The organism is Streptomyces sp. NPDC012935 (assembly GCF_042900345.1).
Taxonomy (GTDB): domain Bacteria; phylum Actinomycetota; class Actinomycetes; order Streptomycetales; family Streptomycetaceae; genus Streptomyces.
Map to the genome: position 1 here is coordinate 25,013 of NZ_JBIBBC010000031.1, position 19,980 is coordinate 44,992.

Consider the following 19,980-nt stretch of genomic DNA (forward strand, 5'->3'; position numbering starts at 1 on the left):
CTTTAAGGCTTGTCCCGCAATGGTCGCAGTGCTGAGTCGGCGGACCCTGCGTCTGGCCCCGCGGGTCATCCAGCGAGGGCGATGTTGTGAAGGTGCGCGATGCCGAGCATCGCGTGGTGAACGCCGTCGCCCTTGAGGCGGCAGTCGCGGAGGATCTTCCAGCCCTTCATGCGGGCGAAGGTGTGCTCGACGCGGGCGCGGACTTTGCGGTGCGAGCGGTTGTGCTCCTCTTTCCAGGCCGGAAGTTCTGCCTGCCCGGGTTCACGGCGGTGCGGGATGATCAGTCCCGTGCCGCGGTAGCCACCATCGGCGATCACTGTTGTGTGGACGACGGCGGACTTCGCTCCGGACAGCTCCCATGCCTTGCAGTCATTGCGGTTGCCGGGCAAGGGCTGACCGACCGTGACTACGAGGCCGGTGTCGGCGTCGATGACCACCTGGTGGTTGGTGGAGTACCGGTAATTCTTGGACTGCTCAGCCACCGTGTGGTCCCGGGTAGGCACCAGGGTGCCGTCCACGACGAGGACGGTGTCCTTACGGAACCGTCGACGCTGCCGAAGCGCGAGAAGGGGCCCAAGATGGTCGATGTCACGGTCGGCCGCTGACTTCGAGATCCCGAAGAGGGTGCCGAGCTGGCGCAACGTCAAGTTCGTCCGCCAGTAGGCCGCGACCAGCAGCACCCGGTCGTCCAACGGCAGGCTCCACGGCCGACCCCGCCGGACCGCGCCCGCTCCGTCGCGACGAAGTGCAGTCACCAACTTGCGGAAGCAGCGCGGGCTCAGCCCGGTGAACGGTGCTATCCAAGACGACTCCGACGCCGTGATCACTCCAGCCACACGAAGATCATCACACCCTGCGAGCCCTATGAGGACGCTGAGACAGCCGCTCGGACGCGGTCCAACCGAAGCCGGTTTTCCTCCAGCCAATCCGAGGCGACGTCGATCGGTACACGCACCGCAATCTGCGTCGACGGCGAGTCGTGCACAGTCACCCCCACCGGGTCATCGGGAACCACGTCCACCCAGGCGCTGCGGCCACCGGCCGGCCACTCGGCGCCCTCCTCAGCCTGAAGGGCATCGAGGCAACGCTCCCACTCGTCCAGATCCTCATGCGATACCTGTAGACCGATGCGCCCATTGACAAAGCCGCTCTTCAGAACGATCTCTGCTGGGTAGCGCCGCTCTTCGCCCATCGTCAGAGGCGCACCACATCTCACCTCAACGGCGACGCTTTGGACCGTATCTGCGAACCGGAAGAGCTCGAGCGTCTGCGCGCCGTCAACCACAGTTGCCTCTTGAACACTTGATGGGCCAGGTTGCCCTGATCCTCTCTCACGCACCGGCCAGGATGACAGCCGCGGCCTGACATGCGGGACAACCCTTAAAGGCTGTTGCAGAACGCGGACCGATCTCGCAGCAGGGGCTTCGAAGGCCTCACCAGAACGGTGGAAATCGTCGCGCAATCGGGCAGTTGACCTTGCTGCGGGTGGCCGGAACCTGCCGTGATCGCCGATCTGCAACAGCCTTTAGCCCGCATCGGCCTCTTCCAGCATCTGTTCCAGTTCCGCATTGTCATCGTCGCTCCTTAGCTCCCTGAAGAGGCTATGCAGGGCTTCCGCCTCTGGGAGCTGGCGTTCGAGCATCTGCCGCAGCAGTTCGCACACCTCGCCGGGAGCGCGGTGACGAGCAACAGCTGTCAAGAGCACATGCGGGCGCCAGTCTTCCTTGTAGAAGAGCCACAGGAGGTAGTCCAGACTGTGAAAAGGCAGGTGTTGCGCAGACAGGTCGATCAGCCGCTCAGCAGTCTCGTGCAGGGCGGTCACCCGTAGTTGCTCGACGAGCCGGACAATCATCATGGCGTCGCTCAGCCGGACCAGGCCCGTGAGGAACGCCTCCACACGCTCGTCAGCGCCGACCTGGCACATATGGCGAGCGATGGCCTGGGGCGAACGGCCGCGAAACGACGGACGTTCAGCACGGCGTCGTCATCGGCATGCGGGAGCAGACCAGTGCCGTTTCGCACAACCAGATCCGGTCGGAAGGGCTTCCAGGGCTCAAGACCGGCCACGACGCGCCATAGCCGTGAGAACCGCTCGGCCTCGGCCTCGGCATCGCGAACCGGCCGGGCCATGCCGGCGAGAGCCATGACGATGGCGACGACCACCGCACAACTGGCGTTCTCCCCATGACCGGTGAGGACCTGCCGCACACGTTCGTGGCTCACCGTCGTAGGAGCGTTGTCGTTGCCGGCGATGGAATCGCTGATGTCCCGCAGACTCGGGCAGCCCGCGGCGACGTACAGCTCGTGAAGTCCAGCAGTGAGCTCCCTCAGCGGCCCGGCCGGGGGCACATGATCGCGCCCCACTGGTAACCCCAACGCCTGGCCAGCAGAATTCACGTCATGGACGCAGGATTTGCAGGACTCCTCGGCGGCGTCATCGGCGCTGCCGTCGGCGCCGTCGGCGCTACGGCATCCGCATGGATTACCGGGAGAAAGGCAGAGCAACAGGCGAAGATTCAATCTGAGACGCAGTTAGGTCAAGCTCGCCTTCAGATAGAAGCTGACCGGGCTCGTGCTCTGAGCGATTCACGCAAGAGCGCCTACCTGGCTTTCGCCGAAGGCTGGAGCCAAGTGCACCGGGCACTGGGCGATGCGGCCATCAAGCTGGGAGGCATCGCTGCAAGCGACCCGCCTGAGGAGCGGGAGGAGCGCCGCCAAGCCGCCCGCCGCCTCTGGAACGAAGCACGTGCTCTGAACGAACACCTCAGCCGGCTCATGCATGTCATCTTCGTGGAAGGCCCCTTTCCGATGGCCAACGGGGCTCAAGCGGCAACTGGCGCCCTGGTAGATGACTTTGGCGCAGTCATCGACTGGCTGCATGCGGTGGACAACGGAACGGAGACGCCGCAACACGGGGCAGAACAGCAAGCAGCCCACGGCAAGGCATACGGCAAGCTCCTGGAGTTCCTCTATGCCGCCTCGGATGCCACCGCGCTGGACCAGGCGAACATCCGGAACCCGTGAGCGTGTGGTGTTCGCGCGCTACCGTCGTTCGAGGATGCCGAGGCCCTGGCCAGCAGGTAGTAGCCGCAAGGCAGGAGGCGACGGGCCTTGTCACGGTCCACGAGCTCACGGCTCCGCAAAACCCTCAGGTAGCTTGACCGACTGCCCGCCCGGCCGCCGACGCGGATGATCAGGCCGCGGCACGCCCGCCACATGAAGGCGGGTTGATGGGAGCGTCGTTCGGCGGGGGCCCCTCAGTCCTCGTCGTTGAGGGTGTCGTCAGCTGACATGTGGTGAACATTGACGCCGGCTCGGCAGCGGGCGGCGCCGATCGTGTGGTGCAGCCGGGCGAACAGATCGGGCCGGATGAGCAGATCAGCTCCCGCGACCGCGGGCAGGAGCGGTTCGTAGTTTCCGTCGTGGACGAGGTGACCGTGCCACTGGCGGCAGATCAGTGCCTCACCGGTGGCGTCGCTGAGGCTGAACCCGCAGATGCCCGCTGTGGGTTCAAGTCCGAGTGCGGCCACGACGCTGGCGGCGGGTGCGAGTACGTAGAGGGGCAGGCCGAGGCCGCTCAGGGTTCGAGGGCGAGGCGTATCGATCAGGCCAGTGACTCCAGCGTCGGTGAGGGCCGTCAAGGCCTGGTCTGCGGTACTGATGTGCTCGGCTGCTGACTCGGTCGTAAGGCCGAGTCCCAGGCGCCGCCACGGGGTGGTCCACAGCTGCCAGGGGGCCTGGGAGGCGGGCAGCGTGCCGGGCGGCGGGTCGTCGTCGAGGGCTTCCAGGCCGACGGCGATCTGCAGTTGCCGGGCGGGCTGACCCGGGTATCGGCGTGCAGGAGTGCGCTGCCGCTCGAACAAGCCGATCTGTACCCAGCCCTCGTGTGGTCCTTCACCCACGCGAGCAAAGGCCATGGCGTTTCCCGGCAGGGACCCCAGGCCCGCGACCGAAGCGAAGCCGGAAGGCGGCCAGGGCTCATCCGTTTGCTGGCTGTCACTGAACCATGGTGCTGGATCGAGCGACCACACCAGCGCCTCGGGCCGAGTCAGAGGGCGGGGAATGCGGGCGAGTTCGCCACGCAGGGCCGCGCGGGGGGCATCGCGCAGTCGCGCGGCCGCGCCGCGTTCAAAATTCTGGGCGTTGCCGAGATGTCCCGCTTGGGCAAGCGCGGCACGCAGGCCGGCGGCAGCGCGCTGCAGGGAGTCTTCGGCGGCGGCCTGGTCGGCGAGGTAGGCGTCGGGAAGCTGGCTGCGGCGTCCATTGGCCAGAAGATCCAGCTGTGTGCCCATCAGCGTCTCGACGTGGGGGAGGGCATCGACCACGAGGTCGATGACGGTCTCGCGCAGCCCGGCCGGACTGCCGGCGGCGTCGAGACGATCGCCCAGGAAGTGGTCGACGAGGTGGGTCGCGAACTCCCGAGGGTTGTTCATGCGCTGCCCTCGGAAGGGGAGAGGGCGGCGGCGATGGCGCGTGCGAGTGTCGGATGTGCTGCCGTTGCCGCGGGTGCGGGCGCCTGATGACCGGCGCGCGCCAGGATGGCGGAGGCATCCGCACGGACGGACAGCTCGTCACTGCCGCACAGCGTGACGAGCTGTTCGAGGAGCGCGGCATCCAAGGGTCCGTCGGGCAGGTGGCCTTGTAGGACGGTCAGGAGCCAGGTCAGGGGGCCAGCGCCGAGGTCGAAGGAGAGGATGCGCGCCAGGGCTGCTTGCGCCTGGTCGGAACGGCTGGCCAGCAGAATCGTCGCTGCGATCAGGGCGCGGCGCTTGTCGCCACGTTCGGGCAGGGCAATCGTGGCCAACGCAAGCTCGCACAGCGCGGTGTCGATGTCGTGCTGGGTCGCCTGCTCCGGCACCGGGTGGTAGGCCCCCTGACCGAGACGTGCACGGCCCGGCAGACGGTGGGCGATGACGCCAAACGCCGCATCCCAACAGGCGAAAGCGCTGACAGCCCGGGGCGAAGCAAGCGGAGGTTGAACAGCGAACGCCGAGACCAGAGCCAGGCTGACACCGATAGTGCGGCTGTAGGACGCCTCGGCCACGGCGTGGGCCACCTGGTCTGCGAGGTTGCGGGCTGCGGTGGCCGGGTCCGCGGAGTGCGCCTGCTGCCACAGATCCAGCCGGTCATTGCCGCCGAAGGAACGCCATCCCCCAGCGCCTCGCATCTTGGTGTAGGCGAGCATGCCGGCCGTAGCGGCGAGCGGGCCGAAGACACCAGGATCGCTGTCCTGGCGCAAGCGGAGCCCCACGGCGAGGTCGGCCAGTAGCTCAAGAGGGTTGGAGGCGTTCGTCTCGTCGGCGATCCGGTGCAGGAACTGGGCGGCTGCCTCTGTTCCCTGACAGTCGATGATCTCCAAGAGCCGCCACCCGACCGCATTGGCCAGGGCATCCCTCGACCACCGTGGGCCCGAGGGGGCGTCGTATGCCTTGCTGACGCGGTCACGGACAGCGGCAAGCGCGCCAGCAACACCTTCTGACAGCGTCGGGCGCTGCTGGGCGTGCAGATACGCGTCTGTGGTTGGGCGCTTCTCGGGGCCGAACCAGTCACGTGAGGTGTTGTTGGGCACGGGGCGGGGCGCCCAGGGCGAGCCGCCCTCACCGCCACAACGCTGTGCTGCTGTGCGCAGCGCAGAAGTGGGCTCGTCCCCGGCAGCCTGCGATGCGGCGATCAGTGTCTGGTCGTCGTAGGTAGAGGTGATCGCATTGGCCAGCACCGGCAGGAGACGCGATGCACGGGCTGCGTCGTCGCCGGGCAGGTCAGCAAGCCTTGTGAGTAGAGCAACGTCCTGTTGGATGCTGCGGCCATCGGGTCCAGCGGCGATGCGGAGCGCGGCCAGGACGACGGGGTCGGCCGTGTCAGCCTGCGTGGCCAGCAGCTGCCGGTGGGCCGCGCCCACCCGGCCATCGGGCAGCCCGGGCTCGGCCAGCAGCACCTGGGCGCCCAACTGCGCGGCACCCCGCGGATCCAGGCGTGCAAGGGAACGCCACCATTCCTGCGGCGTTCCCGCCGTGCCCCGTCCGTCGGTGCAGTCCGCGACGAGATAGACAAGAGGCTGCGCACGCGCCAGACGCACCTGCGCCTGAACGGGATCGGCTTGCATGAGCTGAGGCAGCGGATCCAGCAGTTCCTCGATGGTGATGTCCTTGTGGCCGCCGTATGCCCCCATGTAGCGGGCGGCGCGCTCCCAGCATCGCTGTGCCTCGTGCGGGTCGTCGCAGGCGAGACTCACGCGGGCCATCTCAAGCTCGAAGTCGGCGTCCTCCGCATACAGAGCACGGCGCTCGGCTTGCGCTTCGCGCAGCGTGCGCATGAGCTCGTGCACGACGTCGGACCCTGCCTGGCCGACGCTCCCGGCGAGCAGGGACACCAGCTCCGTGGTGATCAGTGGACCGGTTCCGGCCATGCCCATGAGAGAGGTGGTGGTGCCCTGGCTGACAGCTTGCAGGGAGGCAATGCCCACAGCGACATCATCGCCGCGCAACAGGGCGACGGCGTCGTGCAGCACCTGCCGCACCTGCCGGTGGATGTCCGCAAGATCGCAGGCCCGGGGGCTGCCCGCGAACGCATGTGCATGCTGGGCAAGTTGTTCGAGCGCCACACGCACGGTGGCGGACGCGGTTTCGGCTGTGAGAGTGCCCGCCTCGATGTCGCGGTGCAGGCCGACGGTGGCAAGGGTGAAGCGCAGCCAGGCACGGTAGAAGCCATCGCCGTCCAGGAGGGGGAGCAGTCGGGCGGGCGCCTGCGGATCGGCGGCATGGGCCACGGCCAGCAGTGTCAGCCACCTGTTCACCGGGCCGGACAGGCCGCTGGCACGGTCGGTCAGTACATCCTGTGTTGCTTCCGCGAGAACCGCGGCGATGTCCCCGGAAAAGATCTCCTCGACAAGGTCTGACACCGCCACGCCATGGCGGAGCAGGCGCCGCGGGTCGCACGGCCCGCTGGCCCAGGCCGCGGTGGCCAGCGCGCGGGCAGACGGCAGCGCGCCGCCCACGGTGCCATGGGCGTCCGCAAGGTGCAGCAAAAGGGCCGCGCGCCGATCGGGCTGCTCGATGAGCTCCGCGCTCTCAAGCAACGGGTCTGGACCCAGACAGTCCAACAGCACACCCAGCGCACGCTCAGGCGAAGTCAGAGCCTCCTGGTCGAGGAACCGGGTCACCCGCTGCGCGAGCGTACGCGGAACCTGCCCGAGCTCGACATCGTCAGCAGCCCGGGCCGGCAACCGGATCCGTCCACGCAACTCCGCCAGGAACACCGACTCATCGCTCTCGGAACCGTAGTGGACACGCTCATCCTTGCGTGCCTCGTCCCAGGCCGTCAGGTACGCCTCCCACGGGGCGGCACAGCCGGCCCGGTCGACCGCCGCACACAGTTCCAGGCCCCACCGAGCCGACATCGTTGGCACACCCTCATACATCAGGCTCGCCGCCACGCGGACGGCTCCCACCAGCGCCACCAGCACATCCGCATACGGCACCAGGGAACCCGGCAGACCTTCGTCCTCATACGTCGCCCGCGCCCGGCTCAGTTCGACGCAGCGCACCAGAGTGGGCCAGTCGCTGCGGACCACCGCACTCCGCGCGGCAACGGTCAGAGTGTGGACGATGGCCTGAGGAGGCTGCAGCCCGGCAATCGCACAGGAGAGGAAATCGGGCCCGATCAGCAGAGCGAGTTCGTCATCGCGCCCCAGTGCGGCCAGCAGTTCGGGCAGGTGCCGGAAGGCGCGAGGATCGGTGAAGAAGCCCCGACGGGACAACCAGTCAGCGGCCCGGGACCGGACCTGATCGACCCACCCGTCGTCGCCGTCGACCCGGCGGATGAAGCGGCTGAAGCTCTCATGATGGATCTTCAGTCCGCCGATACCCGGCTGCTGCGCGACGATCGGTGCCACGCTGTTCAGCGCGGCACCGATCTGCATTCCGGGCAGCGGGAAAATCTCCTCGAGCTCCGATGCGGTCACAGCGAAGTCGCAGACCGCGAGCATGCTGACAGCAGAACGCTGACCGGGGGTCAGACCGGCCAGCAGATAGGCGTAGTAGTCGTCGAGGTCATGCGCCGACGACGGCACCGTCCGCAACCTCTCCAGAGGATCGCCGGCACCATCCGGCGCCACTCCCAGGCGCGGGGCAGGACCAACGGCCTGCCGGCACAAATACGTGGCATACAGAGCATTGCCTCGAGAGCGCTCATCGATCAGTGCGACCGCGGCCTCCACCCGCGCAGCGGGATCGAGCCCCTCACCGGCAGGCGAGGACGCCAGGACCGTCAGCACGCCCAGACGGCCCGCCAGAGCATGCAGTTCGGCGCGGTCGAGCGGGGCAACGGTGAGACGGGAGGCATCGGCGGCGTGGACGGCCTCGAGGTGAGGGCCAGGTTGACTGGCCAGGACGAGCACGACACCGGGCGGCAGTTCCAGGGCGGAGAGGTCCGCGACCAGAGAAGCCGCCGGGTCCACCTGAGGACGAAAGGCGCTGCCGGTAGTGGACCCAAGAACCCGGCTGACATGGTCGATACCGTCCACGATCAGCGCGATCGGCCGGTCCGGAGCCAGGCCGCGCGCAGCAGTGACCGCAGCCGTGAGCGTCTCCGGCGTGGCCGCGTAGCGTGGCCGGACCTGCGCCAGCGCCTCCGGAACGGCCGTACCCAGCTGCTTCAGCAGACTGCCGACCACGACCTCGGTGAGCACGCGCTGTTCCCGGTCGATGTCCGCGGCGCCGAGCCAGCAGTGATGCCTCACCGCCAGCCATGTCTCCCGCAGCGCATCCCCGAGCTGCTCACACAACCAAGACTTGCCGATGCCGGGAGCGCCAGTGACCACCACGACACCCCCGTGCTGCGCAGCGTCTTTCACGGCCGCGACCACGCCCGTGAGCACCGTAGGACGTCTCAGCTCGGTGGCACGGTCCACCGGATGTCCCTCACGGACCGCTCCGAAATCGACTTCCAGGCCCAGACGAGGAAGCAAGTCCTCAACCATCACGGTCCCCGCCCGGCTGCGCGCCGCTTTGGCCGTCTCGATCAGGGCCAGCGCCACCTCCTCGGGCATGCGGTGCCGGTTCGGCGGCCGTCCGGCACCGAGTTCTTCGGTGATGCGATGCAGCAAGGCCACCTCGGCTGGCCCGGGCTCACGGATATTGAGCGAGCACGCCGGAAGATCCGTGTCGACGACCAGGGAGGCGCAAGCGCGGTTGAGCAGGTCATCACTGACCTGTGCGAGCATCTCCTTCCACGGAGCGTGTGCACGCAGCGCAGCGGCGTCGAAACGGAACCGTTTGCTGCTCAGGCCGTGCAGTGCAGGCCCGGGATCGGTGCTCGCGTGGACCGGGGTGAGCACCCGGGTCAGCTCGGGATCCTCCGGTTCCGTGTCGCGCACGACGAGGCGATGCGAGGCACCCGGGCCCGAGGTGAAGTCGTGTTCCATGGAGGAGAAGAGCAGATCCAGGCGGAGGCCTCGCTTGTCCTTCGTGAAACTCTCCAGCGACAACGCGCGGTCGTGATCCGTGTGCTTGATCTGCAGCCGCTCGCGGCTGCCGGTGTCCCACTCGCACGTGATGTCATCGAATCGGTCCCCGGTAAACATCTTCGTGTCGACCAGCAGGGAATTCGCACGTCCCACCGCCAGGTCCACCAGTCGCAGCGCGGTGAGCAGGTCCTGGTAGGCGTAGCCAAGGTGTGTTGGGCGCAGCCCCATGCTCACCTCCAGCGTGCCTTGTTCGTTTGGCACCCCCCATGGTGCGCGTCGCGGTCACCCTAACCTCCCTGACTTACCGGGACTGAACGGAAACCCAAGGGGAGACCGTGTGTACAAGATCCAGCTGGCCCGGGAACAGGTCTGTCACCCACTGCTCGTGCAGCAGGCGCTCTCCAATGACTATCCGGTGCGCAAGCAACGAATCAGGGATGGCAATGATCAAAAACCTCTAGGCTTCGTCAGCAGGAATGCGCACATCAGGCTTGGGGGGGTGTGGTGAGACCACACGGTTGTCGTCACTCAGTGAACAGCTGGTTGCCATCGGGTTTGAGGGCTCGCCGACTGTGCTGAGCAGCGTCCGGTTCGCCCAGAGGAACGAGTTGGTCTTTCGGGCACCGGAGGCCTGGCAGAGCGTGGGCGAGCTGCCATGGGATCAACTGGCCGCGCGTTCTGGGGAACTTCTCGCCGATGGACCACTGCTCCTGGCACCGACGTGGGAGCGAAGGACGGAGTCGGACGGGCGCTGTGCTGTTGGTTCCGACTCCTTCTACGCCGAGGTCATGATCTCCTGCCGCCCGCCTTCACCCGATGCTGTGATGGCGGTGCTGCTTCCCGCGTCCGCCTGGGTATCGGACCAGCCCTGGGCAGCCGAGATGCGCACGAAGGTGGCCGAGCACTGGGACACACTGCTGGTGGTCTATGGGGCGGGCATGCTGACGCAACTGCACGCGAATGTGGAATCGGCGGTTGTCCTCCTGCGGCCGCGTGCACAGACCAGGCCGGTCCTGAAGGTTTTCCAGGTGCCGCGCCCTCGCCCCGATGATGCATCTGTCGTCAAGGACTTCGAGCGGCTGCTGGCCCGGCAGGGCGGTAGGGGAGGTACGGCTATGTGCTGCGGGAGCCGCCCGGCCCTGAACAGGGCCTGTACTTCGATCGCTTCGACCCGCACATCCTTCAGCGCCGCGAGGACCTGGCAGGGTTCGGAGCCGTCAATGCTCTCGGTGATCTCTTCACATTCCACCGTACCTCCTTCAGTGACGCAGCCTTGAAGGGGAGCAAGCAGCTGACGTCATCGAAGGACCCTGACGGGGTGCGCATGGTTCGGCCACGGGACATCGGCCGGGACGGCACGATCGCCCCGCCGTCGGAGGAGACCCTGTGGGCGACCATCCCGGAAGATCAGCAAATCGCTGCGGGAGACCTGGTGATCCGCCGCCTGATCGCCCCGTTCATGGTGCCCCCGCACGGCTTCTTCACCGCCGAGGCCGGTGACGACGACCTTCCCGCGGCTGCGTCCGACCAGGTGGTGGTCCTGAGGCCCATCAAGCCGCTCTCCCGGCCACAGGCCCGCTTGATCACCCTGTTTCTGCGTACTCCGCTCGCCCTGACTCTGGCCGGGCCACGGCTGGCAACCACCACCATGGAAGCGTTGTCCGTGCTGCCTGTTCCGCAGCCCGACGAGGCGCTGACCAAGGCCCTCGACGAAATGACGGCCGCCAAGCAGCAGTTCAAACGTTGGGAGCAGGAGGCCGAGTCGGTGATCGAGTCCGTCTTCCTGGGAAAGACCGCAGCCCGCTCACGTGCCCGTGTCATCGACTCCGGCCGCGCACTGAGGTCGCGAGTCGAAGCAGCCTCACTGCTCGACGATCTTGGCCACAGCGTCCGCACCCGCTTTCCTTACCCCGTCGCCTGCCGCTGGCGCGAGACCGAGGCTCGCATCAGCGCCGGCGACGCCCAGACTGCCTACGCCGCGATCCTGAACACCGCAGAGCAACTGCTGTGCTACGTCGCCCAGCTCGTCCTCGCCCTCGCTCACGCCCAGAACATCACCTTGGGGGCCGTGACGGCGATCCGGGACAAGCTCGCCGGCGGGCGCAGCGGCCCCGGCTTCGGCGACTGGGCCAATGTACTCAACGAAGCCGCGACCAGCCGACAGCTCAACAACCTTCCCGAAGCCCACCCCCTCAATGACATCCGGACACTGCTGGCGCATGCGGATGCCGAGAAGGCCCGCCAAGCCCTGAGCGAACGCCGCAACGACCAGGCCCACCTGCGGCGTGTCGACCCAATCGACCTGCCCCACGCCATCGACGTCGCCTTCGCCGACCTGACCCGCCTGGTCGAACGAGCTCGTTTCCTGGCCGACCTGCAGCTGATTGAAGTCACCGACATCCGCTGGGACACCTTCGCCCGCAGCGCCCAGGTGGAATACCGCGAACTGGCCGGAGACCACCCTGTCGTCCCGACCCGCACCATGACTTCATCGAGTAACGACCTCGAGAAGGGCAGCCTCTACCTCCGCGACACCGATGGCACGCTGCACCTGCTGCGCCCGTTTCTGATCGGCCGGGACTGCCCGGCCTGCCGCACCTGGTCCACCTTCCACGCCGACTGGGCCCCCAAAAGCGCCGTGGTTTTCAAAAGCCTCGAACACGGCCACACCCTCGAAGACAGATCTCCCGATACCCGGCGTCTACCGGGGCAGATCGGATTGGCGTGAAGCGTCATACGCAGGGCGGGCGCCGGGAGTAGCCGACCACTGTCCCTGTGCCCGGCCTGCCGTTCAGCCACTCACAGGTACGCTCCGCCTCCACCCCGATTCGGGCGATCGGACTCCGCAGAGTGCCGCCGCTGCCCGGCGGCGGCTTGTCCACGTAGAGGCGCAAGCCGCCGAGCTTCTCTTTGAGATCGAGGAGACGGTAGTCGGGAAGGTCCGCGCGGACCTGCTCATGCAGACGCTCCAGCAACTGCCGCCAGCCCGGCCCCACCGCGTGGATTCGCGCGGGAATCTGCACTGGGTGCGCAGCAGCGTCAGCGGGGTCGTCAGCCGTGACCCCATCCTCGCGCGCAGCTGGCTCCCGCAGGCGCTTACGCAGGGCGCCTGTACGAACCCAATTCGAAGAAGTCGGCACGCCCGCTAAAAGAACGGCCGACCCGCGATTTTATTGAAGGACGTTAGGTAGGCCTCCAACGCAGCGCGGGCGCGGTCCTCGTTGCCGCCGAACAGTCCACCCTTGAGAGGGCCCCACTGGGCGCCTTGAGTCTCGAATTCGTGCATCAGGTCGGCGCCTGGGTTGCCGTGGCTTCCGGACCGCCACGCCGGCCGCCCGTACCAGTGGGTGCGGCTCCATGACCGCCCCTCTGGGTTTGCGGCCGCACGCACGTTCGTCACATCTTGCGCGAGCGCCCCGAGCACCGCCTCTGCCCGGTCGAACTCCGTGCTGTACGTGTCATCGTCCGGCAACTGGTCCGAGAAGACCGGGCGAAGGATGTGGTGGAGCCACTCGGCAATCGGCGTGTGATACCGGCCGTTGTTGCGTTCCGTGAAGTCCTTCAACGAGTCGCCCAAGTCCCTACCCGTCAAGGTGGCGCGCGCGAGAGCGTTGGCGATCAAGTCCGTGGTGGTGGTGAACGGCTGGTACGGATCCGTCATGTCGATGACTGGCGCCGGCTTGTGTTCGTAGCGGTCTCGGACGGAGGGGTCGACGACAAGTGACTTGAGGTTGGCCCAGTTGCTACTCGACGTACAGGCGAGCGCAGCGGTCATGATGCCCACCATGCCGGGAATATGGCGAAGACCAATGAGGGCTGAATTCCCGCTCTCCGGCCTGACCGCCGCTGCCACGAAAGACCGGATGCCGTTCGTCCATGGCGTCAACGATTCCGGCGTTCCCCATCGTGACGCGACCTGGAGCGACGCGCACAGCGGTTCGGAGAGGGCCCAAAGGTCTTGGGCCTCTTCAGCGATGCGAACGATCTGCTCCTCGTTCGTGCCGATCAGCGGTCCGGTCACGCGGTTCTGATCTTTCAGGACAGCGAGAACACGCTGGACTTCCTGGGAGACCAGGTCGTCCAACTCGATGCGTCGCGAGGGCTCGGGGAGCATCTCCTTGGTGAGCCGCTTGAGAAGGTCCACTCGGTCCGCGGCCTTCGACTGTTCGACAGCGGCAAGTGCGGTAGCCGGGTCGGGCCTCCTCTCACCAAGCAGACGACCGATCGTGGTGACGAGTCTGACCAGGTTGGCCGTGTGTTCCTCCCCGAACAGGTCTGAGTAGTTGAGGTCGCTCAGCGCGCGCCCTGCCCCCAGGTCCCATTCGGGGACGTTTCCTGCGTCGAATCTCACCGGGATCAGCCAGACGCGTCCCGGCGGACGGAGGCGCAACTCCTCGACAGCAAGCGCCAGTTCCTCGTTCATGAATGACTTGTCCTTGGCCCGGGAGTTCTCTGAGAAGCAGGCCAGGAAGACGAGTGATCCGTCCCTGATCGCCGTGCGAATCTTGGCTCTCCAGGCATCGCCCGGCCCCAGGTCCTGGCGGTCTCGCCAGTACGGGATCTGTGCCGCCTTCAGGACAGCGCAGAGGCCATCCACTTGACCCGAGTCCTCATGGACATAGGAGATGAAGACGTGTTTGACCACTTCGTCGCTCATGCGTCGGATGATAAGTCCCCGCTCTGACAGCGGGAGTTGCTTCAGAACCGGCGGATCAGCGACTCGGTCGATGTGACGTCTCAGTCCCAGCGGATGCACACGATCAGCCGGTACGGGCGAGTGTGAGCCACCTTCCTCCGCCGGGCCAGGATGCCCACTTGGCGACGCGGACGAAAGCTGCGGCGGCCTGGCCGAGGAGGCGGAGCGCACTTCGAGCAACTCCATCAGGTCCGCATTGCTGTCCGGCAGCCCACGCAGAGGGACGCCCGCTCGCGGCACCCACCTGCCCCCGCTTGAGACCGTCCTCGCCTATGCCCGCGCTGCCGGTGACTCCGGCACCTACTCCGTGCAGTGGCGGGAATCGAAAGCCCGGAGCCTGTGGAAGGCAGCCGCGATCGAGAAGGCCCGACCGCACCTGACCGGCCGGGGCAGACGCGCCCGACAGGTCCGCTCCCCAGCCTCCCTGGGTGAGGAACTGACGCGCCTGCGCCTGCAGGCCGGCCGACCCTCCTACCGCACGATTGAGCAGACGACCAAGGCCCACGGGCACCGTGTAACGCGCTCGACAGCCCACTTGATCCTGCGAGGGAAGATACAGCCCAGCCATGCGCAGATGTCCGCGCTCCTGAAAGCCTTCGACGTGAGCGCCGCGGACACCGCCGAGTGGCATGCGGTCCTCGAGCGCATCGAGGACCGCCAGCGACCGCCTGAGCCGCTGCCACGCAGGGGTTGGTACACGTGCGCGGACGCCGACCCTGCCGTGCAGGAGCATCTCGAACGCCGCGAGCGAGACGAGGAGATCAAGCGCCGCACCGGGCAGATCCATCCGGACGAGACGTACGAGGACTACGAGGAACGGATGCTCGAGAAGGCGCTCCAGCGAGCCGCAGAGAAATGGCTGTACGAAGACTACGAGGAACCCGAGGACGATGACCGGAGGACGAGGCTGAGAAGCAGGCGCGGGCCGCTGAGCAGGCCGCGTTCCGTGTCCGGCTCAAGGCCATGATGGAGCCCGGCGGCCCCACGGAGCCTGCTGCCGAACGGCCTTGACGGGGTCCCCGGTTCGACTGCCTGCCGCCCTCCGGCCACAGTCGTCTCTGCTGCATTGCTGTGAGCGGGCGCGTTGGTGGCATTGGGTGGGTGTCAGCGGGACAGGGTGCTGGGTGTCTGTTCATGGGGATAGTTGCGGGTAGGCCCGCTGTCATGAGGTGACCAAGCGGCTGCTGTTTTCTGGCCGGTGTGGGGTGGGTCGGCTGTCGTGGAGGTGGCTGTTCCTACGGTTTGAAGGACAACCGCAGGGACGCCCGCGAGACTCGGATTCGGCAGTGGACTGGCGAGGGAGCTCCGATGAGGACACCTGACGGGCTGGATGAGTTTCGTTGGCGGTGGATGCTTCTTCGCCGTCCGAGGACCGAGTGGTTCTTCCTGCTGCACGCCGCGACGCGGCCTGCTGGTTTCCAGGATGTTCGCGTCTACGGCCGTGACGGGATATCCGATGCGCGGCTCGTGTGGAAGGTCTGTCATCAGTGCGAGCGGGGCGTCATTTCGAAAATCTCGCTCTCCCCGGAAGTGCAGCGGCAAGGTCTCGGCACAAGTCTCGTCGACAGGGCACTCCTGGACGGTCCCGGGTATCGCTGGACGACCAGCAGCCAGTCCCCGGATGGTCGGGCGTTCTTCCGGGCGATGACGGCACGCACCGGCGCCGAGTTCGCGGCAGGAGCCCGAACATGCGAGCACATCTTGGAGAGCCGGCCCGGACGCCATAAGCCAGTACTGGATCGACGCCTCCACCGGGCACGTCGCTGACTGTCGGCGCCTCACCTCTGACTGAGGAAGAGGCGTGGGCACGCCTTCTTGACGCAGGTGCCGTTTGACCGGTCGGGCGTGAGACTCGCTGAGCCGGGATGGCAGTTGCCGCCACTGCCGGCATGCCGGTGCCTTCTTCGGTGGGCCAGGGTCAGTACAGGGCGCTGTCGGCGGGACGGGGTGCTGACGGCAGTCCGCGGGGCCGGGTCGTGGAACTGGTTGCTGTCATGGGGTGACTGGGTGGCTGTCACGGGTGTGGTTAGCAGGTCGTGGTCCGATTGTGTTGGGTTTGCCATTTTCTGTACGGGTGGGTGGCCGGGGCGGGTGGGGTTGGCCGTGTGACGGTTTTACAGACCTCGGTGGGGGAGGCGGTGCCGGGTCCGGCTGGTTCGGCGGTGGCCGGGCGGGTGGAGCGGGCCGTGGTGGTGCGGCGGCTGCTGGCGGTGGATCGGGGCGAGGGCGGTCTGTCGGCGTTGCATGTGCGGATCGCGGCCGGTTTGGCGGGGGTGTCGGAGCGGACGGTGTGGCGGTGGCTGCAGCAGGGGCGCGAGGGGCGGGTGGAGGCGCGGCGGCGGCAGGGTGGGTTCACGGTGGGCGATCCGTTGTGGGAGGTGCTCACGCAGGTGGGCGGGAACGTCGCCGAGCTGCGCCGCAGGATGCTCCGGGCGCAGGACGAGGGCGTGCTTCAGCGGTGGGGTGTCGAGGTGGTGCCGTCGTTGGCGACGCTGCACCGCGCGATCAAGGACGAGCTGCGGGCGGGCCGGGTGCTTCAGGTCGCCCGCGCGGCGTCGGGCCGGGTGGAGCCGAGCCGGTACGACCGGGCACTGGCCGAACTCGGCTCCGCAGACGGTGCGAACGGTCCGCCGGTCGTGGACGGCCCGGATACCGAGCCGTCTGGGACGGGCGGTGAACCGCGGCCCGGCGCGGTGAAGACCGCTTCGCGTACCCGGGTGTCGGGTGGGGTGCGCCTGTACGCGCCGGGGGCGCGGCTGGTGTCCACGCGGCAGGTGGCCGGGGTGGTGGAGGCGGTGGGGCACACGGTCGCCGCGCGGGGGATCGGCTGCGTGTACGGGGACACGGGGCTGGGGAAGACGGTCGCGGTCGAGCAGGCTCTGCATCTGCTGCCCGGCCGGGTGCCGGTGTGGCGGGCGGTGGTGGGGGTCGGGCCCGGGCTGCCGCAGGTGCGGGCCGCGTTGTGCGAGGCGCTGGGGCTGCCGTCGGGGTCGCTGACGCACCGTGCCGGACCGGCCGACCAGGCGTTGGCGGAGGCGCTGGCCGAGCCGGGTGTGCTGTTCCTCGATGACGCGCAGCGTCTGTCGCCGCCGGTGCTGGACTATCTGCGGCAGCTGTGGGATTCGCCGGGCTGTGCGGCTGCCCTGGTTTTGTGCGGGGCGGGCAGTGAGCGGGCGCTGGCCCGGGCAGCGGCGATGCGTTCCCGGGTCCTGACCTGGCACCAGGTCAGCCGCCTCGACACGGAGGACGTGCCGCGGACTCTGGGTCTGTTCCACCCGGTGTGGGAGGACGCTGATCCGGTCGGCCTGGTGCGGGCGGATGAGCAGACCGCCCGCGGCAACTTCCGCACCTGGGCGAAGATCACCTCGCATGTCTGCGCTGCCCGGGGCCGCGACCCCGGTGCGGGTGTGGGGCGGGACGCGATCGACCAGGCCTGTGCCCGGCTCGGTCCGTACTCATGACGGCCCCTCTCACGTGCCCGGGGCACACCGGGTTTGACGGCAGAGGGCCTCATCCCGTTCGGCGAGGAGGAGAGGCGGCGCGATGACGGACAACGGACCGCAGGACACCAACGGCGGCCACGGCGTTGACGCGGGAGGGCAGTGGCCGCTGCCGGGGGATCCGGCGGGTGTGCTCGGAAAGCAGTCGCTGGTTGCGCTGCGGGCGCCTGCGGTGCGTCGTCTGCTGGCGCTGAGGGCCCGGGGCGGTCTTTCGCGGCAGCACGTGCGGCTGGCGGGGGAGTGCCTGGGGGCGTCGGAGCGCACGGTGTGGCGGTGGCTGGCCGAGGCATCCCAGAGCCCGGCGGCGGCTGCGCATCCTGGAGCCCGCCACACGAGCAGGTTCGAGATCACCGCGGAGATCCGGGTGCTGCTGGCGTACTGGCACGGCAACGCCTCCGCAGTTCACCGCCAGCTCATGGAGCGCGCCGCGGCCGAGGCCGGGGGCGTACGCGCGCAAGCGTCCGGCGCTGCCGTATCCGTCCCGCCTGGCCTGGTGGCTGTTCCGGGCGGGGCGGCCCTGTCGCAGGTGCCGCTGCTGGATCCGGTCCCCTCTCTGTCGACGTTCCTGCGCGCGCTGCGCCGTGATCTGACGGCGGGGGAGCGCGCCGGTCTCGCCGTCGGACCGGAGGCGGCACGCGCCCATGACGTGTTCGGCAAGCGGCCGGCGTCATGGCGCAACTACGCCTGGGAGACCGACCACGTCCAGGCCCCGCTGCTGGTCGACGCCGACGGCGACCTGGTGCGCCCGTGGATCACCTGGTTCATCGACACCGCCACCAAGGTCATCACCGGTACCGCTGTCACTCCGGGCCATCCCTCCCGCGCGTCGGTACTGGCCGCCTTGCGCGCCGCAGTGGTGCGGGACGAGCCCTACGGCCCGGCCGGGGGAGTGCCGGAGCTGGTGAGGATGGACCGGGGCAAGGACTTCCTGTCGGCCGCCGTCACCACCGCGCTCGGCGCGATGGGCGTGACGGTCAAGGACCTGCCCCCCTACAGCCCGCATCTGAAGGGCACGGTGGAAAGCCTCAACCGGGCTGCGGACCGGATGCTGTTGGCCGCCTTGCCCGGATACACCGCCGGGCCCACCGGGCCCCGCTCGCAGCGGCGCGGACGTACCACGGGGGCGGTGTCCGCCCTGTCGTTCCAGGACTTCACTGCGGAGGTTCTGGAGTGGACGAACTGGTGGAACACCGCGCACCGCCCGAAAGCGCTGTCGGGCCGTACGCCGCTGGAGGCGTGGCAGGCCGATCCGACCCCTGTCACCGACATCGCCGCCGCCGACCTGTGGGCCTTCACCCTCGAGGACGAGGGCCGTCCCCGGAAGCTGACCAGTCACGGTGTGAGCTGGCGCGGCCGCACCTACACCGCCGCGTGGATGGCCGGCCAGGCCGGCCGCCAGGTTCGCGTGCGCTACATGCCGCACCACGACCACGAGATCGAGGTCTGCGATGCCCGTGGCCGCCACCTCGGCCCGGCGCACCTCGCGGACGCGGCCACTCCCGAGCAGCTGCAGGCTCTGCGCGAGGCACGCGCGGAGCGCGCCCGGCGCCTGCGCGCCGACGCGAAGGCCGCCGAACGCGTGCGCCGCCAGAGCTTCGCCCCCACCACCAGTGCGGAGCCCGCCCAGCGGCTGGGAGCCGTCACGGCTGCCCAGGCCGAGCGTGAACTCGCCGCCGCCGACTACACCGACGTCGCACGGCTGGCACTGCCCGACCTGATCCCGCCCGCCCCGCCTCCGGCGCACTGGCGCACCCCGCCCGCTCTGGCAGGAGACGCCTGATGACCGAGGACGCCTACCAGTACGTCGACCTGCCCGACGCGGCCGTCGTCACCACCCGGGCCCTGCTCACCGCGCGGGAGAACATCACCGACACCGTCGCCGCCCGCGCCATGATGTGCATCCACGGCGGCGCCGGCCACGGCAAGACGCTCGCGGTCAACACCTGCCTGCGCGAACTCGAACCGGGCGAGGACGTCCGACGGGTCACCTTCCGCGCCCGCCCCACCGCCCGTGCCGTGCGCTACGAGCTGTTCACCGCCCTCGACCTGCCCGGCGAGCCGCCCCGCCACCCCAGCGAGTTCGACCGCCTGCTGAAAACCGCGCTGGCCGAACACCCCCGCACCTTCCTCGTCGACGAGGCCCAGTGGCTCAACGGCGAGGCGTTCGAGTACTTCCGCTACTTGTGGGACGAACCCTCAACCCAGCTCGCGATCATCTTCGTCGGCGGCGAGGGCTGTCACACCGTGCTGCGCCGCGAGCCGATGCTCTCCTCCCGAATCTTCATCTGGCAGCACTTCACTCGCCTCACCTCCAGCGAGGT

The 19,980-nt window shown here is 68.3% G+C and carries 13 protein-coding genes; 7 read left to right on the top strand and 6 right to left on the bottom strand.

The window, feature by feature from the left end; genetic code table 11:
- Positions 1-65: 65 nt before the first annotated feature.
- The 3 genes from ACFY5C_RS39900 to ACFY5C_RS39910 all read right to left on the bottom strand — a co-directional run bounded on the left by ACFY5C_RS39900 (position 66) and on the right by ACFY5C_RS39910 (position 1,897).
- A complete protein-coding gene (locus tag ACFY5C_RS39900; protein WP_389454830.1) occupies positions 66-836 on the bottom strand; it encodes a transposase in 771 nt (256 codons plus the stop codon).
- A 26-nt stretch (positions 837-862) separates the two neighbouring features.
- Positions 863-1,285 carry a DUF5959 family protein gene (locus ACFY5C_RS39905; RefSeq protein WP_389454832.1) on the bottom strand — a complete coding sequence of 141 codons (423 nt, stop codon included), beginning with the start codon at positions 1,283-1,285 and terminating at the stop codon, positions 863-865.
- Between the two features lie 240 nt (positions 1,286-1,525).
- Positions 1,526-1,897 carry a hypothetical protein gene (locus tag ACFY5C_RS39910; protein WP_389454834.1) on the bottom strand — a complete coding sequence of 124 codons (372 nt, stop codon included), beginning with the start codon at positions 1,895-1,897 and terminating at the stop codon, positions 1,526-1,528.
- A 503-nt stretch (positions 1,898-2,400) separates the two neighbouring features.
- Here ACFY5C_RS39910 and ACFY5C_RS39915 point away from each other — a divergent pair.
- On the top strand, positions 2,401-3,024 hold the full coding sequence (locus ACFY5C_RS39915; RefSeq protein ID WP_389454836.1) for a hypothetical protein: 624 nt from the start codon (positions 2,401-2,403) through the stop codon (positions 3,022-3,024).
- A gap of 233 nt (positions 3,025-3,257) precedes the next feature.
- Here ACFY5C_RS39915 and ACFY5C_RS39920 read toward each other — a convergent pair whose 3' ends face one another.
- Together ACFY5C_RS39920 and ACFY5C_RS39925 are read right to left on the bottom strand one after the other, a co-directional pair.
- The gene (locus tag ACFY5C_RS39920; RefSeq protein ID WP_389454838.1) at positions 3,258-4,433 is read right to left on the bottom strand and encodes a hypothetical protein; all 1,176 of its coding nucleotides are present in this window, start codon (positions 4,431-4,433) and stop codon (positions 3,258-3,260) included.
- Positions 4,430-9,691 (bottom strand): AAA family ATPase, encoded by a 5,262-nt coding sequence (locus ACFY5C_RS39925; protein ID WP_389454840.1) that lies wholly within the window; start codon positions 9,689-9,691, stop codon positions 4,430-4,432. Before ACFY5C_RS39925 ends, ACFY5C_RS39920 begins: the two co-directional genes overlap by 4 nt.
- Positions 9,692-9,800: 109 nt before the next feature.
- Between ACFY5C_RS39925 and ACFY5C_RS39930 the strand changes: the two genes are divergently transcribed.
- Both ACFY5C_RS39930 and ACFY5C_RS39935 read left to right on the top strand, forming a co-directional pair.
- Positions 9,801-9,971 carry a hypothetical protein gene (locus tag ACFY5C_RS39930; protein ID WP_389454842.1) on the top strand — a complete coding sequence of 57 codons (171 nt, stop codon included), beginning with the start codon at positions 9,801-9,803 and terminating at the stop codon, positions 9,969-9,971.
- 609 nt (positions 9,972-10,580) lie between these two features.
- Positions 10,581-12,191 carry a restriction endonuclease gene (locus tag ACFY5C_RS39935; RefSeq protein ID WP_389454844.1) on the top strand — a complete coding sequence of 537 codons (1,611 nt, stop codon included), beginning with the start codon at positions 10,581-10,583 and terminating at the stop codon, positions 12,189-12,191.
- Positions 12,192-12,608: 417 nt separating this feature from the next.
- Here ACFY5C_RS39935 and ACFY5C_RS39940 read toward each other — a convergent pair whose 3' ends face one another.
- Complete coding sequence (locus ACFY5C_RS39940) at positions 12,609-14,120, bottom strand: toll/interleukin-1 receptor domain-containing protein (protein ID WP_389454846.1); 1,512 nt, start codon at positions 14,118-14,120, stop codon at positions 12,609-12,611.
- Positions 14,121-14,733: 613 nt separating this feature from the next.
- Between ACFY5C_RS39940 and ACFY5C_RS39945 the strand changes: the two genes are divergently transcribed.
- The 4 genes from ACFY5C_RS39945 to ACFY5C_RS39960 all read left to right on the top strand — a co-directional run.
- Complete coding sequence (locus ACFY5C_RS39945) at positions 14,734-15,126, top strand: hypothetical protein (protein ID WP_389454848.1); 393 nt, start codon at positions 14,734-14,736, stop codon at positions 15,124-15,126.
- Positions 15,127-16,264: 1,138 nt separating this feature from the next.
- Positions 16,265-17,620, top strand: a complete 1,356-nt coding sequence (locus tag ACFY5C_RS39950) for an AAA family ATPase (RefSeq protein ID WP_389454850.1) — start codon at positions 16,265-16,267, stop codon at positions 17,618-17,620.
- An 82-nt stretch (positions 17,621-17,702) separates the two neighbouring features.
- Positions 17,703-19,439 carry a Mu transposase C-terminal domain-containing protein gene (locus tag ACFY5C_RS39955; protein ID WP_389454852.1) on the top strand — a complete coding sequence of 579 codons (1,737 nt, stop codon included), beginning with the start codon at positions 17,703-17,705 and terminating at the stop codon, positions 19,437-19,439.
- Positions 19,439-19,980 (top strand): AAA family ATPase (locus tag ACFY5C_RS39960; protein WP_389454854.1); only part of this gene is annotated, 542 nt, incomplete at its 3' end. The genes ACFY5C_RS39955 and ACFY5C_RS39960, both read left to right, overlap by 1 nt.